Source organism: Verrucomicrobiia bacterium (genome assembly GCA_019634635.1).
Classification (GTDB): domain Bacteria; phylum Verrucomicrobiota; class Verrucomicrobiia; order Limisphaerales; family UBA9464; genus UBA9464.
Genome location: JAHCBB010000002.1, coordinates 103,922 through 124,792, shown reverse-complemented (window position 1 = coordinate 124,792; position 20,871 = coordinate 103,922). Strand labels below are relative to the sequence as shown.

Annotated in this window: 18 protein-coding genes and 1 tRNA gene; 18 read left to right on the top strand and 1 reads right to left on the bottom strand. The window is 66.9% G+C overall.

Annotation, left to right across the window (positions count from 1 at the left end; translation table 11 throughout):
• The first annotated feature begins 24 nt into the window (after positions 1–24).
• From KF791_01895 to KF791_01845, 11 genes are all read left to right on the top strand, one after another.
• A complete protein-coding gene (locus tag KF791_01895) occupies positions 25–2,763 on the top strand; it encodes a protein kinase (protein MBX3731327.1) in 2,739 nt (912 codons plus the stop codon).
• 158 nt (positions 2,764–2,921) lie between these two features.
• The gene (locus KF791_01890) at positions 2,922–4,286 is read left to right on the top strand and encodes a selenium-binding protein (protein ID MBX3731326.1); all 1,365 of its coding nucleotides are present in this window, start codon (positions 2,922–2,924) and stop codon (positions 4,284–4,286) included.
• 30 nt (positions 4,287–4,316) lie between these two features.
• Positions 4,317–4,988: an SCO family protein gene (locus KF791_01885; protein MBX3731325.1), complete on the top strand. Its 672-nt coding sequence runs from the start codon at positions 4,317–4,319 to the stop codon at positions 4,986–4,988.
• 153 nt (positions 4,989–5,141) lie between these two features.
• Complete coding sequence (locus KF791_01880) at positions 5,142–6,260, top strand: exo-alpha-sialidase (protein MBX3731324.1); 1,119 nt, start codon at positions 5,142–5,144, stop codon at positions 6,258–6,260.
• Complete coding sequence (locus KF791_01875; protein MBX3731323.1) at positions 6,257–6,553, top strand: MoaD/ThiS family protein; 297 nt, start codon at positions 6,257–6,259, stop codon at positions 6,551–6,553. The genes KF791_01880 and KF791_01875 overlap by 4 nt, the downstream gene beginning before the upstream one ends.
• 70 nt (positions 6,554–6,623) lie before the next feature.
• Positions 6,624–8,204: a DUF853 family protein gene (locus KF791_01870; protein ID MBX3731322.1), complete on the top strand. Its 1,581-nt coding sequence runs from the start codon at positions 6,624–6,626 to the stop codon at positions 8,202–8,204.
• Positions 8,205–8,207: 3 nt separating this feature from the next.
• Complete coding sequence (lnt, locus tag KF791_01865) at positions 8,208–9,917, top strand: apolipoprotein N-acyltransferase (protein MBX3731321.1); 1,710 nt, start codon at positions 8,208–8,210, stop codon at positions 9,915–9,917.
• Between the two features lie 188 nt (positions 9,918–10,105).
• Positions 10,106–10,717, top strand: a complete 612-nt coding sequence (gene nuoB / locus KF791_01860) for an NADH-quinone oxidoreductase subunit NuoB (protein MBX3731320.1) — start codon at positions 10,106–10,108, stop codon at positions 10,715–10,717.
• On the top strand, positions 10,653–11,315 hold the full coding sequence (locus KF791_01855) for an NADH-quinone oxidoreductase subunit C (protein ID MBX3731319.1): 663 nt from the start codon (positions 10,653–10,655) through the stop codon (positions 11,313–11,315). The genes nuoB and KF791_01855 overlap by 65 nt, the downstream gene beginning before the upstream one ends.
• Positions 11,316–11,321: 6 nt before the next feature.
• Positions 11,322–12,593, top strand: coding sequence for an NADH dehydrogenase (quinone) subunit D (nuoD, locus tag KF791_01850; protein ID MBX3731318.1), 1,272 nt, complete (start codon positions 11,322–11,324; stop codon positions 12,591–12,593).
• 19 nt (positions 12,594–12,612) lie between these two features.
• Positions 12,613–13,101, top strand: a complete 489-nt coding sequence (locus KF791_01845) for an NAD(P)H-dependent oxidoreductase subunit E (protein MBX3731317.1) — start codon at positions 12,613–12,615, stop codon at positions 13,099–13,101.
• 59 nt (positions 13,102–13,160) lie between these two features.
• Here KF791_01845 and KF791_01840 read toward each other — a convergent pair.
• Positions 13,161–13,234, bottom strand: a tRNA-Gln gene (locus tag KF791_01840).
• Positions 13,235–13,287: 53 nt separating this feature from the next.
• Here KF791_01840 and nuoF point away from each other — a divergent pair.
• Genes nuoF through nuoL form a run of 7 tightly spaced genes read left to right on the top strand, consistent with a single transcriptional unit; the run spans position 13,288 to position 20,867 of the window.
• Positions 13,288–14,700, top strand: coding sequence for an NADH-quinone oxidoreductase subunit NuoF (gene nuoF / locus KF791_01835; protein ID MBX3731316.1), 1,413 nt, complete (start codon positions 13,288–13,290; stop codon positions 14,698–14,700).
• A gap of 8 nt (positions 14,701–14,708) precedes the next feature.
• Positions 14,709–16,433, top strand: a complete 1,725-nt coding sequence (locus KF791_01830) for a molybdopterin-dependent oxidoreductase (protein ID MBX3731315.1) — start codon at positions 14,709–14,711, stop codon at positions 16,431–16,433.
• An 8-nt stretch (positions 16,434–16,441) separates the two neighbouring features.
• Complete coding sequence (gene nuoH, locus KF791_01825) at positions 16,442–17,536, top strand: NADH-quinone oxidoreductase subunit NuoH (protein MBX3731314.1); 1,095 nt, start codon at positions 16,442–16,444, stop codon at positions 17,534–17,536.
• Positions 17,537–17,549: 13 nt separating this feature from the next.
• Positions 17,550–18,116 carry an NADH-quinone oxidoreductase subunit I gene (locus KF791_01820; GenBank protein ID MBX3731313.1) on the top strand — a complete coding sequence of 189 codons (567 nt, stop codon included), beginning with the start codon at positions 17,550–17,552 and terminating at the stop codon, positions 18,114–18,116.
• Positions 18,117–18,121: 5 nt separating this feature from the next.
• Positions 18,122–18,631 (top strand): NADH-quinone oxidoreductase subunit J, encoded by a 510-nt coding sequence (locus KF791_01815; protein MBX3731312.1) that lies wholly within the window; start codon positions 18,122–18,124, stop codon positions 18,629–18,631.
• On the top strand, positions 18,628–18,933 hold the full coding sequence (gene nuoK, locus KF791_01810) for an NADH-quinone oxidoreductase subunit NuoK (protein MBX3731311.1): 306 nt from the start codon (positions 18,628–18,630) through the stop codon (positions 18,931–18,933). The genes KF791_01815 and nuoK overlap by 4 nt, the downstream gene beginning before the upstream one ends.
• Complete coding sequence (gene nuoL, locus KF791_01805; GenBank protein ID MBX3731310.1) at positions 18,930–20,867, top strand: NADH-quinone oxidoreductase subunit L; 1,938 nt, start codon at positions 18,930–18,932, stop codon at positions 20,865–20,867. Before nuoK ends, nuoL begins: the two co-directional genes overlap by 4 nt.
• Positions 20,868–20,871 lie beyond the last annotated feature (4 nt).

The following is a 20,871-nucleotide window of genomic DNA, read 5'->3' as shown; positions in this document are numbered from 1 at the left end:
GACCGCACGAGCGGATATGGAGCCATGCCAAATGACGTCCCTAGGGAGCGCGAGCTGTTCCTCCAGGTGTTCGACCTTCCGGAGCCCGAGCGGACGGCCTTTCTGGAACGGGCCTGCGGCCCGGATGCCGTCCTGCGCCAGCGGATCCTCGAACTGCTGGGCGCCGGAGTCGAAATGGGCCGGTTCCTCGGGGGCTCCGAAGTTGCCGCCCCCCGACCCAGCCCGCCCGCGGTTTCGAGGTATCTCCTCCACGAATGCCTCGGGGAGGGTGGCTTCGGCGTCGTGTACCGGGCGGACCAACGGGATCCCATACGGCGGGCGGTCGCCCTGAAGGTGCTCAAACCGGGAATGGATTCGGGCCGCGTGCTGGCGCGCTTCGAGGCGGAGCGCCAGGCGCTGGCCCGGATGAACCACGCGGGAATCGCCCGTGTTTATGACGCCGGGACGACCGAATGCGGCCGGCCCTACGTTGCGATGGAACTGGTGGCCGGCCCACCCATCACCCGGTTCTGCGATGACCACCAACTGACGGTACCGGCACGCCTCCGGCTGCTCCAAACCGTCTGCAACGCCCTCCAGCACGCCCACCAAAAGGGCATCATCCACCGCGACCTCAAGCCGTCCAACGTCCTCGTTTCCGGCACGCCGGCGGATCCGGAACCCAAGATCATTGACTTCGGTGTGGCCAAGGCGGTGGACCCCGGCCTCGAGGCACCCGACGGCCTCACCCGAGGCTTCGAACTGCTCGGCACGCCGGCCTACATGAGTCCTGAGCAGGCCCGCGTCACCGATCGCGACATTGACACCCGGTCCGACGTCTTCTCCATGGGAATCCTGCTGCACGAACTCCTCGTCGGCCGGACGCCCTGGGATCAGGTGGCCGGAGGCCCTGTGGGACTCGCCCACTGGCGGTCGCGGGCCGGTGGCGAAACGCACCGGCGACCCTCGGCAAGGCTGGCCGGGCTTTCCGACGCCGAACAAGCCGCGATTGCGGCCCATCGGGGCACCACCCCGACCCTCCTCCTCGCCGCCGTTCGCGATGACCTGGACTGGATCGTTCTCCGGTGCCTCGAGCAGGATCCGGAGCGACGGTATCCGTCCGCCTCGGCCCTCGCGGAAGACCTCGGCCGCCACCTCCGTCGGGAGCCCGTCATGGCCGTGAGACCCGGACTTCGCTATCGGGCTGCCAAGTTCCTGAGCCGTCATCGGATTGCCGTGGCCGTGGCGGCCGGGGCCGCCCTGGTGCTCGCCACGGCCACCACGTTGAGCCTGTTCCTTGCGGTCCGTGCACGCGATGCGGAGAACAGGGCGGCACAACTCCTCGATCAGGAGCGACGGCAGCGCCTCGCCATCGAGGCGCTGAGGCTCCGGGCCGACGAAGAAGCCGCCTCCGCCGAGGCGGCGACCCGCTATCTCGCGCGCGAAATCCTGTCCGCAGCCGATCCCGACCGGTTTCCCGAGGAGGAACTGACCCTGCGCACGGTCCTGGACCGCGCCTCGGCACGGATGAAGCAAAGCCCCCTTCGGGATGCCCGCGCGGAGGCGACCATCCACGAATCGCTCGGGCGCTCGTACGCCAGCCTCGGACTTTGGGCTTCGGCCGAACCCCATTACGACGCCGCCCACCGGCTGTACGCGACGCTGAGGGGTCCGGACGCGCCGGAAACCCTGAGAACCGCCATTGACCTGGCCTATGCGCGCCACGCTTCCGGAGACTCCTCCGGCGCGGTGCCCCTTGCGGAATCCGCGTGGCACCTGGCACGCGAGCGTCTCGGAGAGGCGCATCCCCTGACGTTGCATTGTGGAAACCGGCTCGCGTGGATCTACTACGCGCTCGGCCGGCGGGCCGACTGGCACCGCGTGGCCGAGGAGACGTTTCAGGAAATGCAGGGAAACGCCGCGGTCGAGGACGCCGACCTGCTCGGCATCCAATACCTGGTCGCCCGCAAGCGGGGTTCCCGGCAGGGCGGCACCTTCGAGGTGGGAGAACAGTTGTTGTTGCAGGGGGTGGAACTGATGCGGCAGCGCCAGGGCGAATGGCACCCCATCACCCTTGCCGCGCAGGCCTACCTCGCCGGGTACTACTACGACCACTGGCGGAAGGTCTCCGACGCGGAACAACTCCTGGTTGAAACCCTCGCCCGACAGCGCCGCGTGTTGGGCGACCGCCACGAGGCCACAAGAATTACATTGAAGAACCTGGCCCAGTTTCAACTGCGGGCAGGCCATGATGCGGGTGCGGACTGGGCGCTGCGGCGGCTTCTGCAACTCAAACCCGTGGACCCTGCGATCATTGCCAACCTCGCGGACCTCTGGGATCGCAGGCCACCGGACGCCGCCTTCTCACAGACGATGGACTCATGGACCCGGGCAGGCGCGCCCCCGGGGGTCCGAACGGCGGACGCACCGGCGCTGGAACCCCGGGAGTACGCCACGGCGGCGGAGGCCGTGGGACCGGGTTGGTGGGAGTCCACCTTTTTCCGGGAAGGACCCCACGACGGCGACTGGGTCCTCGACATGGCCGGAATCGTTCGCGGTGAGGTCTGGCTGAACGGATCCGCGCTGGCACCGCCGTTCCAATCCGCGCCAGCCCGGCATCTGATGGCGGTCGGCCCTGACGGACTGCGCGCGCTCCGGCATGGCACCAATGTTCTGACCCTTCGGATCCACGAACAGCGCGCGGACCGCCCCGTCCGGGTCAAAATTCTCCAGCTCCCGCCCGCAAACCTCGATCCGCCGGCCCCAGCCCGGACGGATGGCTGAACCGTTTCCGCGGTCTGTATCTCCCGGTGCCGGTGATTTCCGAAGAATCCTGGCCGACGGCAGCCGGCGAATCCGCATGTCTCCTGTGAAACGGCAGGGTGCCCCGGATCGGTGTCGGTCCCACCCGGCCGGCAATGCACACAAAGACCGTCTCCATCATGAACCGAAGTTCCTCCATTCCCCCGGTTGAATCCGCGCCGGCAACCTCCGCCCAGTCGCTGATCCGCAGACTCAACGTCCTCGCGTCCCCAATCCTGGTCGCCGCCGGCCTGGCGGCGTCGTCAGCAACCGCCTTCGCCGACGAGACCTGCTCCTCGCCTTATCTGGCCCGCATTGAGGGGCAGGAGGAGTTCCTTTACGTGTGGACCCTGGGCGTCGAGGGACTCGGCGACGGCTCCGACAAACTGGTGGTGGTTGACGTCAAGCCGGGATCCCCAAAATACGGCAAGGTCCTGCACCACCGTTCCGTAGGCGGTCGCCACGAGGCGCACCACGGTGGCTTCACCGACGACCGGCGCCAGCTCTGGCTGTGCGGACTCGACGGCAGCCGGATCTTCATTTTCGACGTTCACACCGACCCCGGACAACCGCGGCTGGCCCGAACCATTGACGATTTCGAGACGGCGACCGGAGGGGCCGTGGGTCCGCATGGCGTCTACGCTCTCCCCGGCCGGGTGCTGATTCCCTGCCTGTCGAACGCCCGCGATCGCGGCGGTCGGACCGCCCTCGTCGAATACAGCAATGCAGGCCGCTACATCGCGACCCACTGGATGCCGCTCCCGGGGCAATCCGGACTGGACGGCAGCGACCATGCGGACGGCTATGGCTACGACGCCCGGGTGCTTCCGAGGAAGAACGTGATGCTCAGCAGCTCCTTCACCGGCTGGAGGAACTACACGCAGGACTTCGCCCGGGTCGCCGGGGATCCGGAGGCGCTGAAGCAGTTTGGCAACTCGATGGTCGTCTGGGATTTCCACACACGCCAGCCACGCCAGGTGCTGCGCGTCCCCGGCGCGCCGCTCGAGATCCGCTGGGCGTGGGGCGACCGCCACCCGTATGCCTTCACGGCCACGGCGCTGACCTCCAAGCTCTGGCTGTGCCACGAAGACGGTGCCGGACGCTGGCAGGCCTCCGAGGTGGCAACGATCGGCGGTGAGGGGGGCGTACTGCCCGTGGACATCAGCCTCAGCGCCGACGACCGAACCCTGTTTGTCAGCTGCTTTGGCGACGGCAAATGCCGGGTGTTTGACGTCTCGGACCCGCACCATCCGCGTCTGATCCACGACCAGAACATTGGACGCCAGGTCAACATGGTGTCCCAGAGCTGGGACGGGCAACGCGTGTACTTCTCCAGTTCGCTCCTGGCCCGCTGGGACAAGACCGGCGAGGACAATGAACAGTTCGTCCGCGCCTATTCGTGGGACGGCTCGCGGCTGCAACCGCAGTTCGGCCTCGACTTGACCGCAGAGGGTCTGGGCCGACCGCACCACATGCTGTTCGGCGCGACCCGAATGGGCCGCTGACCTCCCCGTTCACCCTCCAATTCCGCAAGGATGCCCATGAAACTCCTGCTGCTCTTCACATGGATTGCGGCCGTCGCCCTCCCGTGGATGGCCGAAGCCAACAGCGGACTCCCGTACGACTACCCGCTGCCAGAACCTGGCACCTACGCATTGCCGGTGATCCAGGACGCCGCCGACGGCGAGGTGATTGCGACCGACGGTCGCCGGCTTCCGCTCCGATCGCTCACCCGCGACCGGGTCACGGTGCTGAGCTTCATCTACACGCGGTGCACCTCCGCCCGCGCCTGCCCGCGGGCCACCGGAGTGCTCGCCCGGCTCCATGAATGGAGCGCCGGCGATCGTGATCTCGCGTCCGGCGTGCGGCTCGTCAGCCTCTCGTTCGATCCGCAGGTGGACACCCCGGACCGCATGGCCGGGTACGCCGCCCTCGCCCGGTCCCATCCGAAGGCCGCACCCTGGCATTTCCTGACCACGGCGTCGCGGGAGCAGCTCGCACCCATCCTCAGGGACTACGGCCAGGCCGTGGACCGCAAGGAGGATCCCCGCGATCCCGAGGGTACCCTCCATCACGCGCTGCGCGTCTTTCTCGTGGACCGGGAGGGTCGCGTGCGAAACATCTACAATTCATCCAATCTCGACGCCCGACTGGTGATGGCGGACATCCGCAGCCTGCTGCTCGAAGAGCGCGCTCCAAATCCATGAACCCCGCGCCCCCCCTGGCGAACACCAACCGGGCTCCCTCACTCCTGGAGCCCGGCTGGCGAATCCTCGCCGGTGGGCGGCGCAACGGGCCCAAAAAAATGGATGGCGTTTGCTTCCGGGTCCGTGGTGGTGTCCCAAGCAACAGCGTTCCTGATGAGCCATGTGCGATTGCTGGTGGGCACCCGAAAAGGTGCGTTTGTCATGACTTCCGACGACGCCCGGGAGCGGTGGGACATCCAGGGACCCCACTTCGCCGGATGGGAGGTGTACCACGTCAAGGGATCGCCGGTGCGTCCAGAACGGCTGTACGCCTCGCAGACCAGCGGATGGTTCGGACAGGTGATCCAGCGCTCCGACGACGGCGGCGCCACTTGGCAGCCGGTCGGGAACCAGTTCGCCTACGACGGCGTTGCCGGAACCCACCAATGGTACGACGGCACCCAGCATCCCTGGGAGTTCAAGCGGGTCTGGCACCTCGAACCCTCCCTTGACGATCCCGACACCGTCTATGCCGGCGTCGAGGACGCCGCCCTGTTCCGATCCACGGACGGCGGCCAGTCGTGGCAGGAGCTTCCAGGACTGCGCAATCACGGCAAGGGCCACCTCTGGCAGCCCGGCGCGGGTGGCATGGGCCTGCACACCATCCTCCTCGACCCGGTGCATCGCGGCCGGATGTACATCGCCATCTCGGCGGCCGGAGTCTTCCGGTCCGACGATTCCGGGGCCTCGTGGCGTCCCGTGACCCGAGGTCTCAAATCGCAATACGAACTTCCGGATCCCGATGCCGAGGTCGGCCACTGCGTCCACCGGCTGGCCTTGCACCGTTCCCGGCCGGACACGCTCTTCATGCAGAAGCACTGGGACGTGCTCCGCACCGACGACGGCGGCGGTGTCTGGCGGGAGGTCAGCGGCAACCTGCCCAGCGACTTCGGCTTCGCGATTGCCGTGCATGCCCACGAACCGGACACCGTGTACGTGGTGCCCATCAAGAGCGATTCGGAGCATTTTCCTCCCGATGGCCGGCTCCGGGTGTATCGCAGCCGCTCCGGCGGGACCGAGTGGGAGGCGCTCACCGCGGGGCTCCCGCAGGCCCACTGCTACGTCAACGTCCTCCGCGGCGCAATGAGCGTGGATTCCCTCCCCTCGTGCGGTGTGTATTTCGGAACCACGGGCGGGCAGGTCTATGCGTCCGCAGACTCCGGCGACACCTGGACGGCCATCGCCCGGGATTTCCCGGCGGTGCTCTCCGTCGAGGCCCAGACGCTCCCATGATCCGGGTCGTCCTTCCGGCACCCCTGCGCCTCCTCGCCGGGGTGGACGGGGAGGTTCAGGTGGCCGTGGCATCCCCCGTGACGGTGGGCGGCGTGCTGGACGCGCTCGAGGCCCGGTTCCCGCCGCTGCGCGGGACGATCCGCGATCACGCCAGCGGGCGCCGTCGCCCGTTCATCCGCTTCTTCGCCTGCGGTCAGGACCACTCTCACGTTGCCCCCGGGGCACCCCTGCCCGATGCCGTGGTCGAAGGCGCGGAACCGCTGCTGATCATCGGCGCGATGGCCGGAGGCTGAGGTTGAGCCGGGGTTCATTTGCAATTCCCGGCCCCCGAACCAATCCTGTCGCGCAGCCGTTCATCACCGCATGTCCGAACCGATCCTCATCGCAAAATCCGGCACCCTTGACCTGCATCTGCTGCCCGCCATGGCCAACCGTCATGGACTCGTGGCCGGGGCCACCGGCACCGGCAAAACCGTCACGCTCCAGACGCTCGCCGAAGGATTCAGCGCCCGCGGCGTGCCGGTATTCCTCGCGGACGTCAAGGGCGACCTCGCCGGGATCAGCCAGCCCGGCGGCGGGAACGCGAAGGTGGCGGAGCGCGTGCGTCAACTGGGACTTCACGGCCACGCACCCGGGGGATTCCCGGTCACGTTCTGGGACATCTTTGGCGAGGGCGGCCATCCGGTCAGGACCACGATTTCTGAAATGGGCCCGCTGCTGCTGGCCCGTCTGCTCCAGCTCAACGACACGCAGGCGGGGGTGCTGAACCTCGTGTTCCGGATCGCCGACGAGCACGGTTTGCTGCTCCTGGACTTGAAGGACCTCCGGGCCGTGCTCAAGCACATCGGAGACAACGCGGCCGCCTTCACCACGGAATACGGCAACGTCTCCGCGGCGAGCATCGGCGCCATCCAGCGGCAGTTGCTCACCCTGGAGACCCAGGGGGCGACGGCGTTTTTTGGGGAACCGGCGCTGAACCTGGAGGATTGGATCCAGACGGACACGTCGGGCCGCGGCGTGATCAACATCCTGTGCGCGGAACGACTGATGCAGTCGCCCAAGGTGTACGCGACCGCGCTGCTGTGGATGCTCTCGCAGTTGTTCGAGACCCTGCCGGAGGCGGGCGACCTGCCGCAGCCCAAACTGGTTTTCTTCTTCGACGAGGCCCACCTGCTGTTCAATGACATCCCCAATGCCCTGCTCGACCAGGTGGAACAAGTGGTGCGGCTCATCCGTTCCAAGGGCGTCGGCATTTACTTCGTGACCCAGAACCCCAGGGACATTCCCGACCGCGTCCTCGGCCAGCTCGGCAACCGGGTGCAGCATGCCCTCCGGGCCTTCACGCCTGCCGACCAGAAGGCGGTGCGGGCCGCGGCTGCAACCTTCCGGCCCAATCCCGCGCTGAAGACCGAGGGGGTCCTCACAGAACTCGGCGTCGGCGAGGCCCTGGTGAGCCTGCTCGACGATCGGGGGCAGCCCGGGATCGTGGAACGTGCGCTGGTGGTCCCACCGCGCAGCCATTTGGGTCCCATCACCGCGGCACAACGTCGCCAGCTCATGGCCGCTTCGCTCGTCGCCGGCGTGTACGAACAGGCAGTGGATCGGGAATCCGCCTACGAACGGCTCGTCGGCGCCGTGGCCTCGGCCCCCGGACAACAAGCCTCACCTCCGGTTGCTCCGGCGCCGCGCGGATTCTGGTCGTCCCTGTTCGGCGGCCCCAATCCGACCCCCGCCCCCGCCCCTTCCCGAGCTCAACCATCGCCACCGTCCTCCAAACCGCTGCCCACCGTCGCACGCCGACCGGCGACGGGCGGGCGTCCGCCGATGTCCATGACCGACCGGGTGACGCGGACGGCCACCACGGCCGTTGCGGGAGCCATCGGCCGGGAAATTGCGCGCGGCCTGCTGGGAGGGCTGCTCGGAGGGCGCCGGGGGCGCCGTTGACGCGTGGATGCCGCCACGGATGCCGTTGCCAGTTCCGCGGGGGTCCCGAACGTGACCACCGTGTCCGCCCGTGCCTGGTGCCGTCCGGCCACCGCGATCGTTGCCGGTATCGTGTGGGCCCTGGCCTTTCCGCTCCCCGGCTGGTCCGCCCTCGCCTGGATCGCCCCAGGCCTCCTGCTCGCCACGGGATTTGACCTGCCGCCCGGCCCCGCCTTCCGCCTCGGATTCGTTGCAGGGCTGGCCCACCATCTGGTCGGCCTGCGCTGGCTGCTCCTGATTCCATTCCCTTCGGGCGCCGTCGCCGCCTGGCTGGGCTTGAGCGCCTACAGCGCGCTGTTCGCGGGATTTTGGTTGATGCTGACGGCCAGGGGCATCCGCTTGCGGTGCGGCATGACAGGCCCAAGGCCGGAGTGGCGCCGATCGGTCCAGGCCGTCTGCGACCTGAACGAATGGCAGCGCCAGACCCTCTGGATCTGGTCCGCGGCACTCTGGGTCGCCCTTGAACTGGTGCGTTGCCGGTTCCTCGGCGGCTTCCCATGGAACCTGTTTGGCATCACCCAATGGCGCAATCTGCCCCTGCTGCAGGTGGCCGCGGTCACCGGGGTGTACGGCATCTCCTTTCTCCTGTGCTGGATCTCCGTGAGTCTGGCGGGGGCCCTGGCACTCCTGGTGTTCCGGCCCGGACATCGCCGCGGCTGGACGGTGTCGCTGCGGTTGCCCGTCCTGGTGCTGCTGCTCGTGCTTGGGTCGGGATTCCGTCGCCTGGTCACGGCAGCCCGTCCCGGCGACCGGACCGTCGCGCTGGCACTGGTGCAGCCCAGTATCCCCCAGCGTCTGATCTGGGATGACGCCGCCAACCCCGCCCGCTTCGAGAAGGTGCTCGCCCTCACCCGGGAGGCGCTTGCCACACGGCCGGATGCGGTAATCTGGCCGGAAGGCTCAATGCCGGACCTCACCCGGGAACAGTCCGACAGGGTCCTATCGGTGCTTCGAGGCACGGGTGCCGCCTGGATTCTGGGTACCGCCTATGGGCAGCAGGTGGACGGCGTCCCCGAGCAGTACAATGCCGCGCTGCTGCTGGATCCAGAGGGCCGCCTTGCCGGCCGTTACCACAAGCAGCGCCTCGTGATCTTTGGGGAGTTCATTCCCTTTGAACGAACCCTGCCCTTTCTGAAGTGGTTCACGCCGATCGGTTCCAGCTTCACCCCTGGCCGAGGTCCGGCCCGGTTCGAGTTCGGCTCCGACGCCGTGGTGGCCTCGCCAATGATCTGCTTCGAGGACGTCTTCCCGCACCACACCCGGTCCCATGCCACGCCGGACACGGACTTCCTGCTCGAACTGACCAACAACGGCTGGTTTGGCGAAAGCAGCGCCCAATGGCAGCACACCGCCAACGCGGCCCTGCGCGCCGTTGAGAACGGCGTTCCCCTGGTCCGCTGCGCCAACAACGGGCTGACCTGCTGGCTGGACGAGTTCGGCGGCCTCCACGACGTGCTGAGATCCTCCAACGGATCCGTCTACGACGCCGGGGTGCTTGTCACCCGGGTGCCCCTGAAGCCCGACAGCAGCGTGCGGCCCCTCACCCCCTATCACCGCCATGGAGACCTGTTCGCGGGGTGCTGTCTCGCCGTGGCCGTGACGGGAGTCCTTCGCGGACGCCAGAAGTCTGTCGCCTCCCCAATCCGCCCCTCCAACAAGGCGCCGGACACGTGAGGTTGAGGGCCGGTCGTGAACGGTGGCGGCCTCGCGCCCGGGGGCACCAGGCGCTGGGCGGCGAATCCGGGGCGTTCCGGGGTGGAACCAGACTTTGTGAAAAGAATCACAAAAGCCGCTTGCGGTGAAAACGGGCCGATCCCACAGTGTTTTCGCTCTGCCGATTCCCGGCCGGTCACCCGTCTCCCATGGTCCCGTCCACAGCATCAACTCCGTCCGCAGTGACCAAGGAATTTGGATACAATTCCAAGATCGAGGGCGAGGTGGTCCATACCCAGCTGGATTCCGCCCTCAACTGGTTTCGCAAGAACTCCCTGTGGCCCATGCCGATGGGTCTGGCGTGCTGCGCCATTGAGCTGATGGCCGCGGGGGCCAGCCGGTTCGACATCTCACGCTTTGGCGCCGAGGTGATGCGCTTTTCCCCGCGCCAATCCGACGTGATGATCGTGGCCGGCACGGTCACCTACAAGATGGCACTGGCCCTCCGGCGCATTTACGAGCAGATGGCGGAGCCCAAGTGGGTGATCGCCATGGGTGCCTGCGCCTCGACCGGAGGCATGTACCGCAGCTATGCGGTGCTGCAGGGGGTGGACAACATCGTTCCCGTGGACGTGTACGTCGCCGGCTGCCCGCCCCGACCCGAGGCGCTTCTGGACGCGCTCATGAAGCTCCAGGACAAGGTCAGCCGTGAGCCGATCACCCGCATGCTGAAACAAGACTCCGGTCCGGCAACCTATGGGAGCCTTGGGCTGGACCTGGGATCCCGGGTACCCGCAGCGCGGGACCCGGTCCACACCTGAGCGACACCCTCCCGCCGTGTCCACGCCCCTCGAACTTGCCCGACGCCTCCGCGAGCCTTTCGGCGACGCGGTGTCGGAACCCGCGGCGTTTCGCGGGGAATTGACCCTGACGGTCCACGATCCGGAGCGCATCGCCGAGGTCTGCGCCGCGGCCCGCGATGCGTGTGGCTTCGATCTGCTGCTCGACTTGAGCACGGTGGACAACTATGGCGACGACCCGCGCTGGACGGTCGTGTACGAACTGTATTCGTTGGGAACCGCCGCCCATCTCCGACTGCGCACCTCGGTGTCCGAAGCCGCCTCGGAGCTGCCCTCGGTCTCATCGGTCTGGCCCGCGGCCAACTGGCATGAGCGGGAGGCCTACGACATGATGGGGGTCCGGTTCCGGGGGCATCCCGACCTGCGCCGCATCCTCATGTGGGAAGGCTATCCGTATTTCCCGCTGCGCAAGGATTTCCCGCTGGCCGGCAGGCCGACGGACCTTCCAGAGGTCGCCTTCACCCGTCCGGCCCCGCTGGAGGGAGGCCCGTTCGTCACCGCGCCCGGTGCCGGCGACGCCACACGACGCGAACCCCGGGCCCGAACCCCTCAATCCTAGGAGCCGATGACCGTCGAGGAACTCACCTTCAAGGACCCGGCCACCCGGATCGCCACGACGTCACCCGACGACCTGGAGGACCTGCAGGGCGAGGCGATGATCATCAACATGGGCCCGTCCCACCCGGCAACGCACGGCGTGCTGCGGCTGGTGATCGAGCTCGATGGCGAAACGGTGACGCGGGTGGATCCCGACATCGGCTACCTCCACCGTGGGGACGAAAAAATCGCGGAGGCGATGACTTGGAACCAGTTCATCCCCTACACCGACCGCCTTGATTATCTGGCCCCCCTGGCCAACAACGTTGCCTATGCGCTGGCGGTCGAAAAGTTGATGGGTATTGACCAGGCGCTCCCGCCCCGCTGTCAGTACCTCCGCGTCATTTGCTGCGAGCTGGCCCGGATCTCCGCGCACCTCCTGGGGATCGGGGCCTACGCGATGGACGTCGGGGCCATGACGGTCTTCCTCCACACGTTCACCGAGCGTGAGAAGATCTACAATCTGGCCGAGGCGCTCACCGGTGCCCGGTTCACCACCAGCTACACCCGCATCGGCGGGGTGATCCGCGACACGCCACCGGGATGGATCGCGGCCGTGGGCACCTTCTGCGACGGGGTGGCGGCCCAGGTGGACGAAACCTCGCGACTGCTCACCCGCAATCGGGTGTGGGTGGACCGCACCCGCGAGGTCGGCGTGATTCCAAAGGCCACGGCCATTGCCCACGGCCTGACCGGTCCCAATCTCCGCGGGAGCGGCTGCGACTACGACGTCCGAAAGGCCCACCCCTATCTCTGCTATCGGGACCTTGAGTTCGACGTTCCCGTGGGATCGGTGGGTGACTGCTACGACCGGTACCTTGTCCGCATGGAGGAGATGCGGCAAAGCGTCCGGATTCTTCGCCAGTGCGTGGATCGCATCCCGGGCGGACCGGACAACGCATCCCGCGAACCGGTCCAGGTGGCCGACGGCAAGGTGGTCCTGCCGCCGAAGTCGGCGGTGCTCACAAAGATGGAGGAACTCATCCACCAGTTCATGCTGGTCACCGAAGGTCCCAATGCGCCGGCGGGCGAGGTGTATTTCGGGGCGGAGAATCCGAAGGGCGAGCTGGGATTTTACGTGAACAGCCGCGGCGGCGGCACCCCGCACCGCCTCAAGATCCGTTCCCCATCGTTCTGCAACCTCAGCATCCTGCCGGTGCTGCTCCCCGGCTGCCTGATGAGCGACGTCGTCACCGTGCTGGGCTCCCTCGACTTCGTGATGGGGGAATGCGACCGGTGACCCCGAGGCCCCTGCATCCATGAGCTTTTCCGTACCTGCCAGCCTCGAATCCGAACTTGACGCCCTCGCCGCGCGCTATCCGCAGAAGCGCAGCGCCTCGCTGATGTTCCTGCACGCGATCCAGGAGCACTTCGGCCACGTGCCCCGCGAGGCCGTCGAGTGGACCGCCGCCAAGCTGGGACTCCAGCCGATCAATGTGCATGAACTGGTGACCTTCTACCCGATGTTCCGACAGGACCGCCTCGGGAAGACCCAGATCAAGATCTGCCGGACCCTGAGCTGCGCGCTGGCCGGAGCCTACGAATTGCGGGACCACCTCTGCTCAAAGCTGGGTCTGGACGCTTCGAGACACGGACCACAGACCACGCCGGACGGGCGGTTCACGGTCGAGTTCGTGGAATGCCTTGCAAGTTGCGGCACGGCCCCCGTGGTCCTGGTCAACGAGGATCTCCTCGAAAAAGTCACCCCGGCGGATGCCGACCAGATCATCACCCGAGGCCGCGCATGAATTTTCGGAACACAACCCAAGGACTTGCGATCGGGGACGAAGGACCCGCGATGGGGAGTTGGCTGCCCGACATGGATTTGAACCATGACAAACAGATCCAGAGTCTGCTGTGCTACCGTTACACCATCGGGCAGGCCGGAAGCGGGAGGGAAACTAGACAGGTGAGGTATTGAGTCAAGCACTGCCATGCCCGAAGAATTCAAGCTGATCACACGCAACCTCGACACGCCGGGATTCACCCCGGACCTCGCGTGTTCCCTGCGCCATGGCGGCTACGAGGCACTGCGGCAGGCGCTGGCCACCGCACCGCGCGAACTCGCGGAGGGCAAGCGGATGTCCCCGCAGGAGGTGGTCCGGGACGAAGTGCTCAAATCGGGGCTGCGCGGGCGCGGCGGCGCCGGCTTTTCCGCCGGGTTGAAATGGAGCTTCGTGGACCGGCGGAGCGGCAAGCCGGTGTACCTCATCTGCAACGCCGACGAGTCCGAACCCGGCACGTTCAAGGACCGCCAGATCCTGCACCGCGATCCCCATCAGTTGATCGAGGGGATGGTGATCGCGTGCTGGGCCAACGACGTCCGGCTCGCCTTCATCTACATCCGCGGCGAGATGCCCAAGGCGGCCCGGTTGCTGAACCAGGCCCTGGCCGAGGCGCGCGCGGCCGGCTTCCTCGGCACCAACATCCTCGGTTCCGGCTACGACCTCGACATCGTCGTCCACCGCGGCGCAGGCGCGTACATCTGCGGCGAGGAGACCGGCCTGATCGAGTCCCTGGAAGGCAAGCGACCGTACCCGCGGATCAAGCCGCCGTACTTCCCGGCCGTCCTCGGCCTCTACCTGTGCCCGACGATCGTCAACAACGTGGAAACGCTGTGCCACGTGAAACACATCGTCGCGATGGGCGGCGCAGCGTACGCGAAACTTGGGACGCCCAACAACACCGGGACACGCATCGTCAGCCTCAGCGGCGATGTGCTGCGTCCGGGCTACTATGAGATCGAGGTGGGCAAGGTCACCCTCGGCGAGTTGATCCATCACCCGAGTTTCGGCGGCGGGCTGCGGCCGGGCCGCCAGCTCAAGGCGGTCATCCCGGGCGGTTCCTCCTCCAAGGTCCTCAAGGCCGGCGAATCATTCCGCCTCAAGCGCAAGGCCGCCGACGGCCAGATGAGCACGGTGGACGTCCCGCTGCTGGACCTGCCCTACGACTTTGATTCCCTGCAGCAGGCGGGAACGATGTCGGGCTCCAGCGCGATCATCGTGCTCGACGACTCCCGCAGCATGGTGTCCACGCTCGGCAACATCGCCGAATTCTACGCGCACGAGAGTTGCGGACAATGCACCCCCTGCCGCGAGGGTGCGCTGTGGATGGACAAGGCCCTGCACCGTCTCAACCACGGCGAGGGGCGCAAGGCCGACGCCGGGTACCTGCTGCACATCGCACAAAACATCCAGGGCCGCACCATCTGCGCGTTCGGCGAAGCCGCCGCATGGCCCGTGTTGAGCTTTGTGAAGAAATTCCAGGACGAATTCGAGGCGCAGGGCGCCGCCGACGAGGCCGCCCGATCCACGGGGACCCCTCCGTCCACCCGCGCCACCCACTGAGTTTTCGCATGTCGAACGTCGCGACAACCGCCGCCGCCCCCGCCGCCCCTCCGGCCGTCGAAACGGTCCGAATCAAGGTGGATGGGCGCGACCTCGAGGTCCCCAAGCTGATGCCCGACTGGCAGGGCCGCCTCCAGCCGACCACCATGATCCAGGCCTGCCAGGTCGCGGGAGTCGAGGTGCCGCATTACTGTTACCATCCCAAGCTCCCGGTGGCCGGCAATTGCCGGATGTGCCTGATCGAGTTCGGCACACCGATGATGGGACCGGACCGGAAACCGGTGCTGAACGAGGACGGTTCGCCACGAATTGCCCGCTCGGTGCTGCCCTACGAGCCCGGCACGCCCCGCGGCGCCATCGCCTGCGCCACCCCGATCGCCCCCGGCATGGAGCTGTATCCCGGTTCGGAGGCGACGCGGCAAATGCGCGAGGCCGTGCTGGAGTCGCTGCTCATCAATCACCCGCTCGACTGTCCCATTTGCGACCAGGCCGGCGAATGCAAGCTGCAGGAGTATTCCCTGGAGCACGGCCAGGCCGCGAGCCGGTTCGCCGAAACCAAGGTTCACAAGCCCAAGGCGGTGAATCTCGGGCCGCGCATCGTCCTCGACGACGAACGCTGCATCCTCTGCACCCGCTGCATCCGGTTCACCCGGGATATCGCCGGCGACGACGCCCTGGGCATCGTCAACCGCGGCTCGTACAACACGATCGCCGCGTGGAAGGAGGGGGCCTTCGACAACAACTACACGCTGAACACGGTGGATCTGTGCCCGGTCGGCGCGCTGACCTCCCGGGATTTCCGATTCAAGATGCGGGTGTGGTTCCTCAAGGAGACCCGCAGCGTCTGCACTTCCTGCGCGACCGGCTGCAACATCCTCATCGGATCGCGGGAGGGGGTCATCCACCGGTACGAGCCCCGCGAGAATGACGCGGTGAACGGTCCCTGGATGTGCGACGCCGGACGGCTGAACTACAAATGGATCGGGCGTCCGGACCGCCTCACCGAAGTCCTCCGACGAAGTCCGGAGGGCACCCGGGAAAGAATCCCGTGGGAAACCGCACTGCGCGAACTCGGAGCCCGCCTCGCCGCCGCACCCCATGGCAGCGTCGCCATCATCGCCAGCGCCCGCCAGACCACCGAGGAACTCCACCTGCTCAGGACGCTGGCCGACCGCCATGGTGCCCTCACCGATTCGGTGGCCCGCACCGGTGAGGCCGACGCCCTGCTCGTCAGCGCCGATCGCAACCCGAACGCCAACGGCGCCCGCATCACGGGCATCGCCTTCACCGAAATGGGCATCCGGATTCCGGAGATTGCTGACGGCATCCGGTCCGGCCGGATCACCACGCTGCTGGTCTTCGGCGAGGACGTCACCCGCCATGGCATCGGGCCCGACCTCCTCGGGCGACTCCCGCTGCTGGTGGTCAGCGACCTCCTGCCGAACGCCACCACGGCCGCGGCGCACTACCTCCTGCCAGGCTGCGCCCATGCCGAAAAGCGGGGCACTTTTGTCAACGGCAAGGGGCGCCTCCAGCGCTTCCTAAAGGCGGTGGAGGCGCCCGGGGACGCCAGGCCGGAATGGGAGTTCCTGCTGGAGCTGGTGGACGGCGTCGGTCGCGGCGGCATCCCGAACATCGAGACCCTCTTCCAGCGGATGACCGGGAGCGTCCCTGCACTATCGGGAATCGAGTGGGCTGCCCTCGGTGACCACGGAGTGACCCTGAACCTCTGAAGGCCGCCATGGACGCGATCTACTACCTCAGTCCGACGACCCAGTTCGTCCTGTTCAGCGTGGTCAAAATCCTCCTCGCGTTCGGGGTGACGCTGACGTTTGTGGCGTACGCCGTGCTCGCGGAGCGCAAGATCTCGGCGTGGATCCAGGACCGTGTCGGCCCCAACCGAGCTGCCCCGGTACTGATCCAGTATCTCCCGGTGATCGGCCCGGCCCTGGTGCGCCTCGGGTTGTTCCAGCCCATGGCCGACGGGCTCAAGTTTCTGCTCAAGGAGGACTTTACGCCGGCGTACGTCCGCAAGGTGTACTTCTGGCTCGCCCCCGCCCTGACGGCGGTGCCGGCGTTCCTGACCATCGCCGTGATCCCCTTCGGCTCCACGCTCGGCAACCCGAACAATCCGATGGTCATCGCCGATCTCAACGTCGGCGTGCTCTACACCTTCGGCATCGCGTCGCTAGGCGTGTATGGGATCGTCCTGGCCGGCTACGCCTCAAACTCCAAGTATCCCTTCCTGGGGGGCATTCGCTCCTCGGCGCAGATGATTTCCTACGAGATCGCCATGGGCATGAGCGTCGTTGCCGTCTTCATGGTGATCGGGGACCTGAACCTCTCGAAGGTCGTCGCCTATCAGGGTGGCGGATTGTTCCAGTGGATGGTGTGGAAGCAGCCGCTGGCATTCTTCATCTTCCTGATCGCCGCCTTCGCCGAAACCAACCGGCTGCCGTTCGACCTGCCGGAATCGGAGTCGGAGCTCGTGGGGGGGTATCACACCGAGTACAGCTCGATGAAGTTCGCCCTCTTCTTCCTCGGCGAGTACGCGAACATGATCACCGCCTCGGCGATCATGGTGACCCTGTTCTTCGGCGGCTGGACCTTTCCCTGGGGCGGCGGACCGGCCACGGGCCTCGCCGGCGGGCTCGCGCACATCGCCTGTTTCCTGGTCAAAATGATGGTCCTGATGGCCCTGTTCATCTGGGTGCGCTGGATGTTCCCGCGCTTTCGCTACGACCAGCTGATGGACCTCGGATGGCGTCGCTTCATCCCGCTGGCGCTTGCCAACATTCTGATCACCGCCCTCGTGCTGGCCGCCCTCAACCCCTGACCGGAATGCTCCCATGACCAAGGTCGTCGAACGCAAACCCCTGAGCCTCGTGGAGCGGACCTACCTCCCCTCCATCATCGGCGGATTCCAGGTCACGTGGAAGCATTTCGCGCGGTCCGTCTTCAAAGGGAAGCCGGTCACGATGGAGTATCCGGAGGAAAAATGGGTGGTCCCCGAAGGCTACCGGGGTGCCCCCTACCTTGTGAAGGACCAGGAGGGCGACACCAAGTGCGTGAGCTGCCAGCTCTGCGAATTCATCTGCCCGCCCAAGGCCATCAAGATCACACCACCGGGCCCCGACGGACCTCCCGCGGACCGGGCGAACGCCGAAAAGATGCCGCGGGAGTTCGAGATCAACATGCTCCGGTGCATCTTCTGCGGGCTCTGCCAGGAGGTGTGCCCCGAAGAGGCGATCTTCCTGCAGCGCGACTACTCCCTGACGGGCACCTCACGCGAGGCGATGGTGTACAACAAGGAGAAGCTGCTCGAGCTCGGCGGCATCCATGGCGGCATCCAGAAGTGGAAACAGAAGCTCGAGGAGGCCCGCGAGCAGGAGTCCTTCCCCCCGAACCCGTCCTAAAATCCATGCCCGGGCTCACCGACCTCCTTTTCTACGCATTCTCCGGACTGGCCCTCCTGTTCGGATTCCTTTGCGTCGCCAACCCATGGAGCCGGAATCCGGTGACCAGCGCCATGTTTCTGGTGCTCACCATCGTGGCTCTGGCCGGCCTGTTCATCCTGCTCCACGCCTTCTTCCTCGCGGCCATCCAGATCCTCGTCTACGCGGGCGCGGTGATGGTGCTGTTCCTCTTCGTCATCATGCTCCTCAACCTCCCCGAGGAGGAACGGCGGCGGATCCGCGGCGTCACGGTGGGGCTCGGGGCGCTCTCCGTGTCCGTGATCGCCGGCATCCTGATCCGGGCCGTGATCGCCGCCACCCCGCAGGCCGGCGGCCGCCCCCTCGTCGAGGGCGGCACCCGCGAGCTCGGCCAGTCGCTCTTCACCCTCTACCTCCTCCCGTTTGAGGTCATGTCCCTCCTGCTGCTCGTCGGCATGGTCGGGGTGATCCTGCTCAGCAAAAAGGACCTGAAATGACCGTCGGCCTGAACCACTACCTGGTCGTCAGCGCCCTGCTCTTCAGCCTGGGGCTCTTCGGCGTGCTGGCCCGGCGCAACCTGCTGGTGATCTACATGAGCCTGGAGCTGATGCTGAACGCCGCCAACCTCGCGCTCGTCGCCTTCTCCCGCTACAACGCCAACCTCAAGGGCCAGGTGATGGTGTTCTTCATCATCACCGTCGCCGCCGCCGAGGTGGCGGTCGGCCTCGCACTGATCGTGGCCCTCTACCGCAAGCGGGGCACCGCGCACGTCGAGGATCTCAACAGTCTCCGCCTGTGACCCCCACGACCTCCAATTTTCAGGACCTCGCCTGGGCCGTCCTGCTGCTGCCGCTGGTGGCCGCCCTTGGCATCACGCTCGGGCTTCGCCGCAACCGCGAACTCACCACCACGCTCAGCCTGTCGGCCGTCGCCACCGCCTTCGCCCTCAGTGTCTGGCTCTTTTTTCTCTTCGGCATCCACGGCGCCCACCCTGCCGTCCATCCGCTGCCGTGGCTCTCCGTCGGCGGCCTGGACGTCCAGATCGGCCTCATCGTGGACCCGCTGTCCACGCTCATGCTCATGGTGGTGACCGGGGTGTCCTTCCTCGTCCATCTGTACAGCACGGCCTACATGGCGGACGACGAGGAGTATCCCCGCTATTTCGCCAGCCTCGGTTTCTTCACGTTTTCGATGCTCGGCATCGTGTTGTCCGACAACCTCGTCCAGACCTTCGTGTTCTGGGAGCTTGTCGGGGTCTCCAGCTACCTGCTGGTTGGGTTTTGGTACACGCGACCGGCGGCGGCCGACGCGGCCAAAAAGGCCTTTCTGACCAACCGTCTCGGCGACTTCGGCTTTCTCCTTGGCATTCTGGCGGTCTGGGCGGCGACTGGGACGGTGTCCTATGCGCCCCTCGCCGACGCTCTCGGCGCCGATCCCGCGGTGCTTGGGTCCATGGCCTCGCTGGCCGGCGTCCTGATCTTCCTCGGGGCGGTGGGCAAAAGCGCCCAGGTGCCGCTGCACGTATGGCTTCCCGACGCCATGGAGGGCCCGACCCCGGTGTCCGCCCTGATCCATGCGGCCACGATGGTCGCTGCCGGCGTCTACCTCCTGTGCCGGCTGTTCTTCCTGTTCGGCGCGACCCCCGCATGGCCGGGACCGCTGTCCTTCCTGGGCTCCGTGACCGCCCTCGACATCATCGCCTGGACCGGCGGCCTCACGGCACTTCTGGCCGGTGTCATTGCGGTCCAGCAGGACGACATCAAGCGCATCCTCGCCTACTCCACGCTGTCGCAGCTGGGCTACATGGTGCTCGCCGTGGGCTGCGGAGGACCGGATGCCGCCATGTTCCACCTCACCACCCACGCGTGCTTCAAGGCGTTGCTGTTCCTCGGGGCGGGTGCCGTGATCCATGCCTGCCATCACGAACAGGATATTTGGCGCCTGGGAGGCCTGGCGACGCGCATGCCGGTCACTTTCTGGACCTTCCTCATCGGTGCCGCGGCGCTGTGCGGGCTGCCGGTGGTCACCAGCGGGTTCTACAGCAAGGACGCCGTGTTCGCCGCGGCGCTTGCCGATCAGCGACCCGTGCTGTTCGCCCTCGGCATCTTCGTCGCGGGACTGACCACCCTGTACATGGGCCGCCTGATCCTCATCGCCTTCCTGGGTGCCCCCCGGAGCGAGGCCGCCGCGCATGCGTCGGACCCGGAGCGCCGCATGACCGTGCCCCTGTTGCTGCTGGCGGTGCCATCGGTGGGTCTGGGCTGGCTCCCACTGGGGAGCTATCTGCGCCATGCCCTCATACCGGGATCGGAGCCGCATGCGGCCGACGGGGCATCCGACGTGTTCTTTGAGCCGTTCAACCATTCCCCCCTCGGTGCGTTCCTCGGACTCGGCATGATCGTGTTCGGACTGTCCATCGCCTTCGTGGCCTATCAGGGCGCCGCCGCCGACCCGATGCCCGCCCGCCTGCCCCGGTTGTCGCGCGCGCTCCGCAACCGCCTGTACTTCGATGAGGTGTATTCGGCAACGGCCCTCGCGCTCCACGACGGCATCGCCGCGTTGACCAACGGCGTGGACCGCTGGGTCGTCCAGGGATTTCTCGTCCGGGGACTGTCAGGGGCGGTGGACCTCTTCGGACGCGCACTGAGGCTGGTGCAGACCGGCAACCTGCAGACCTACCTCTTCCTGTTCGTCGCCGGCGTCGCCCTCGTCGTGTTGCTGGCCATCAAGTGACCTC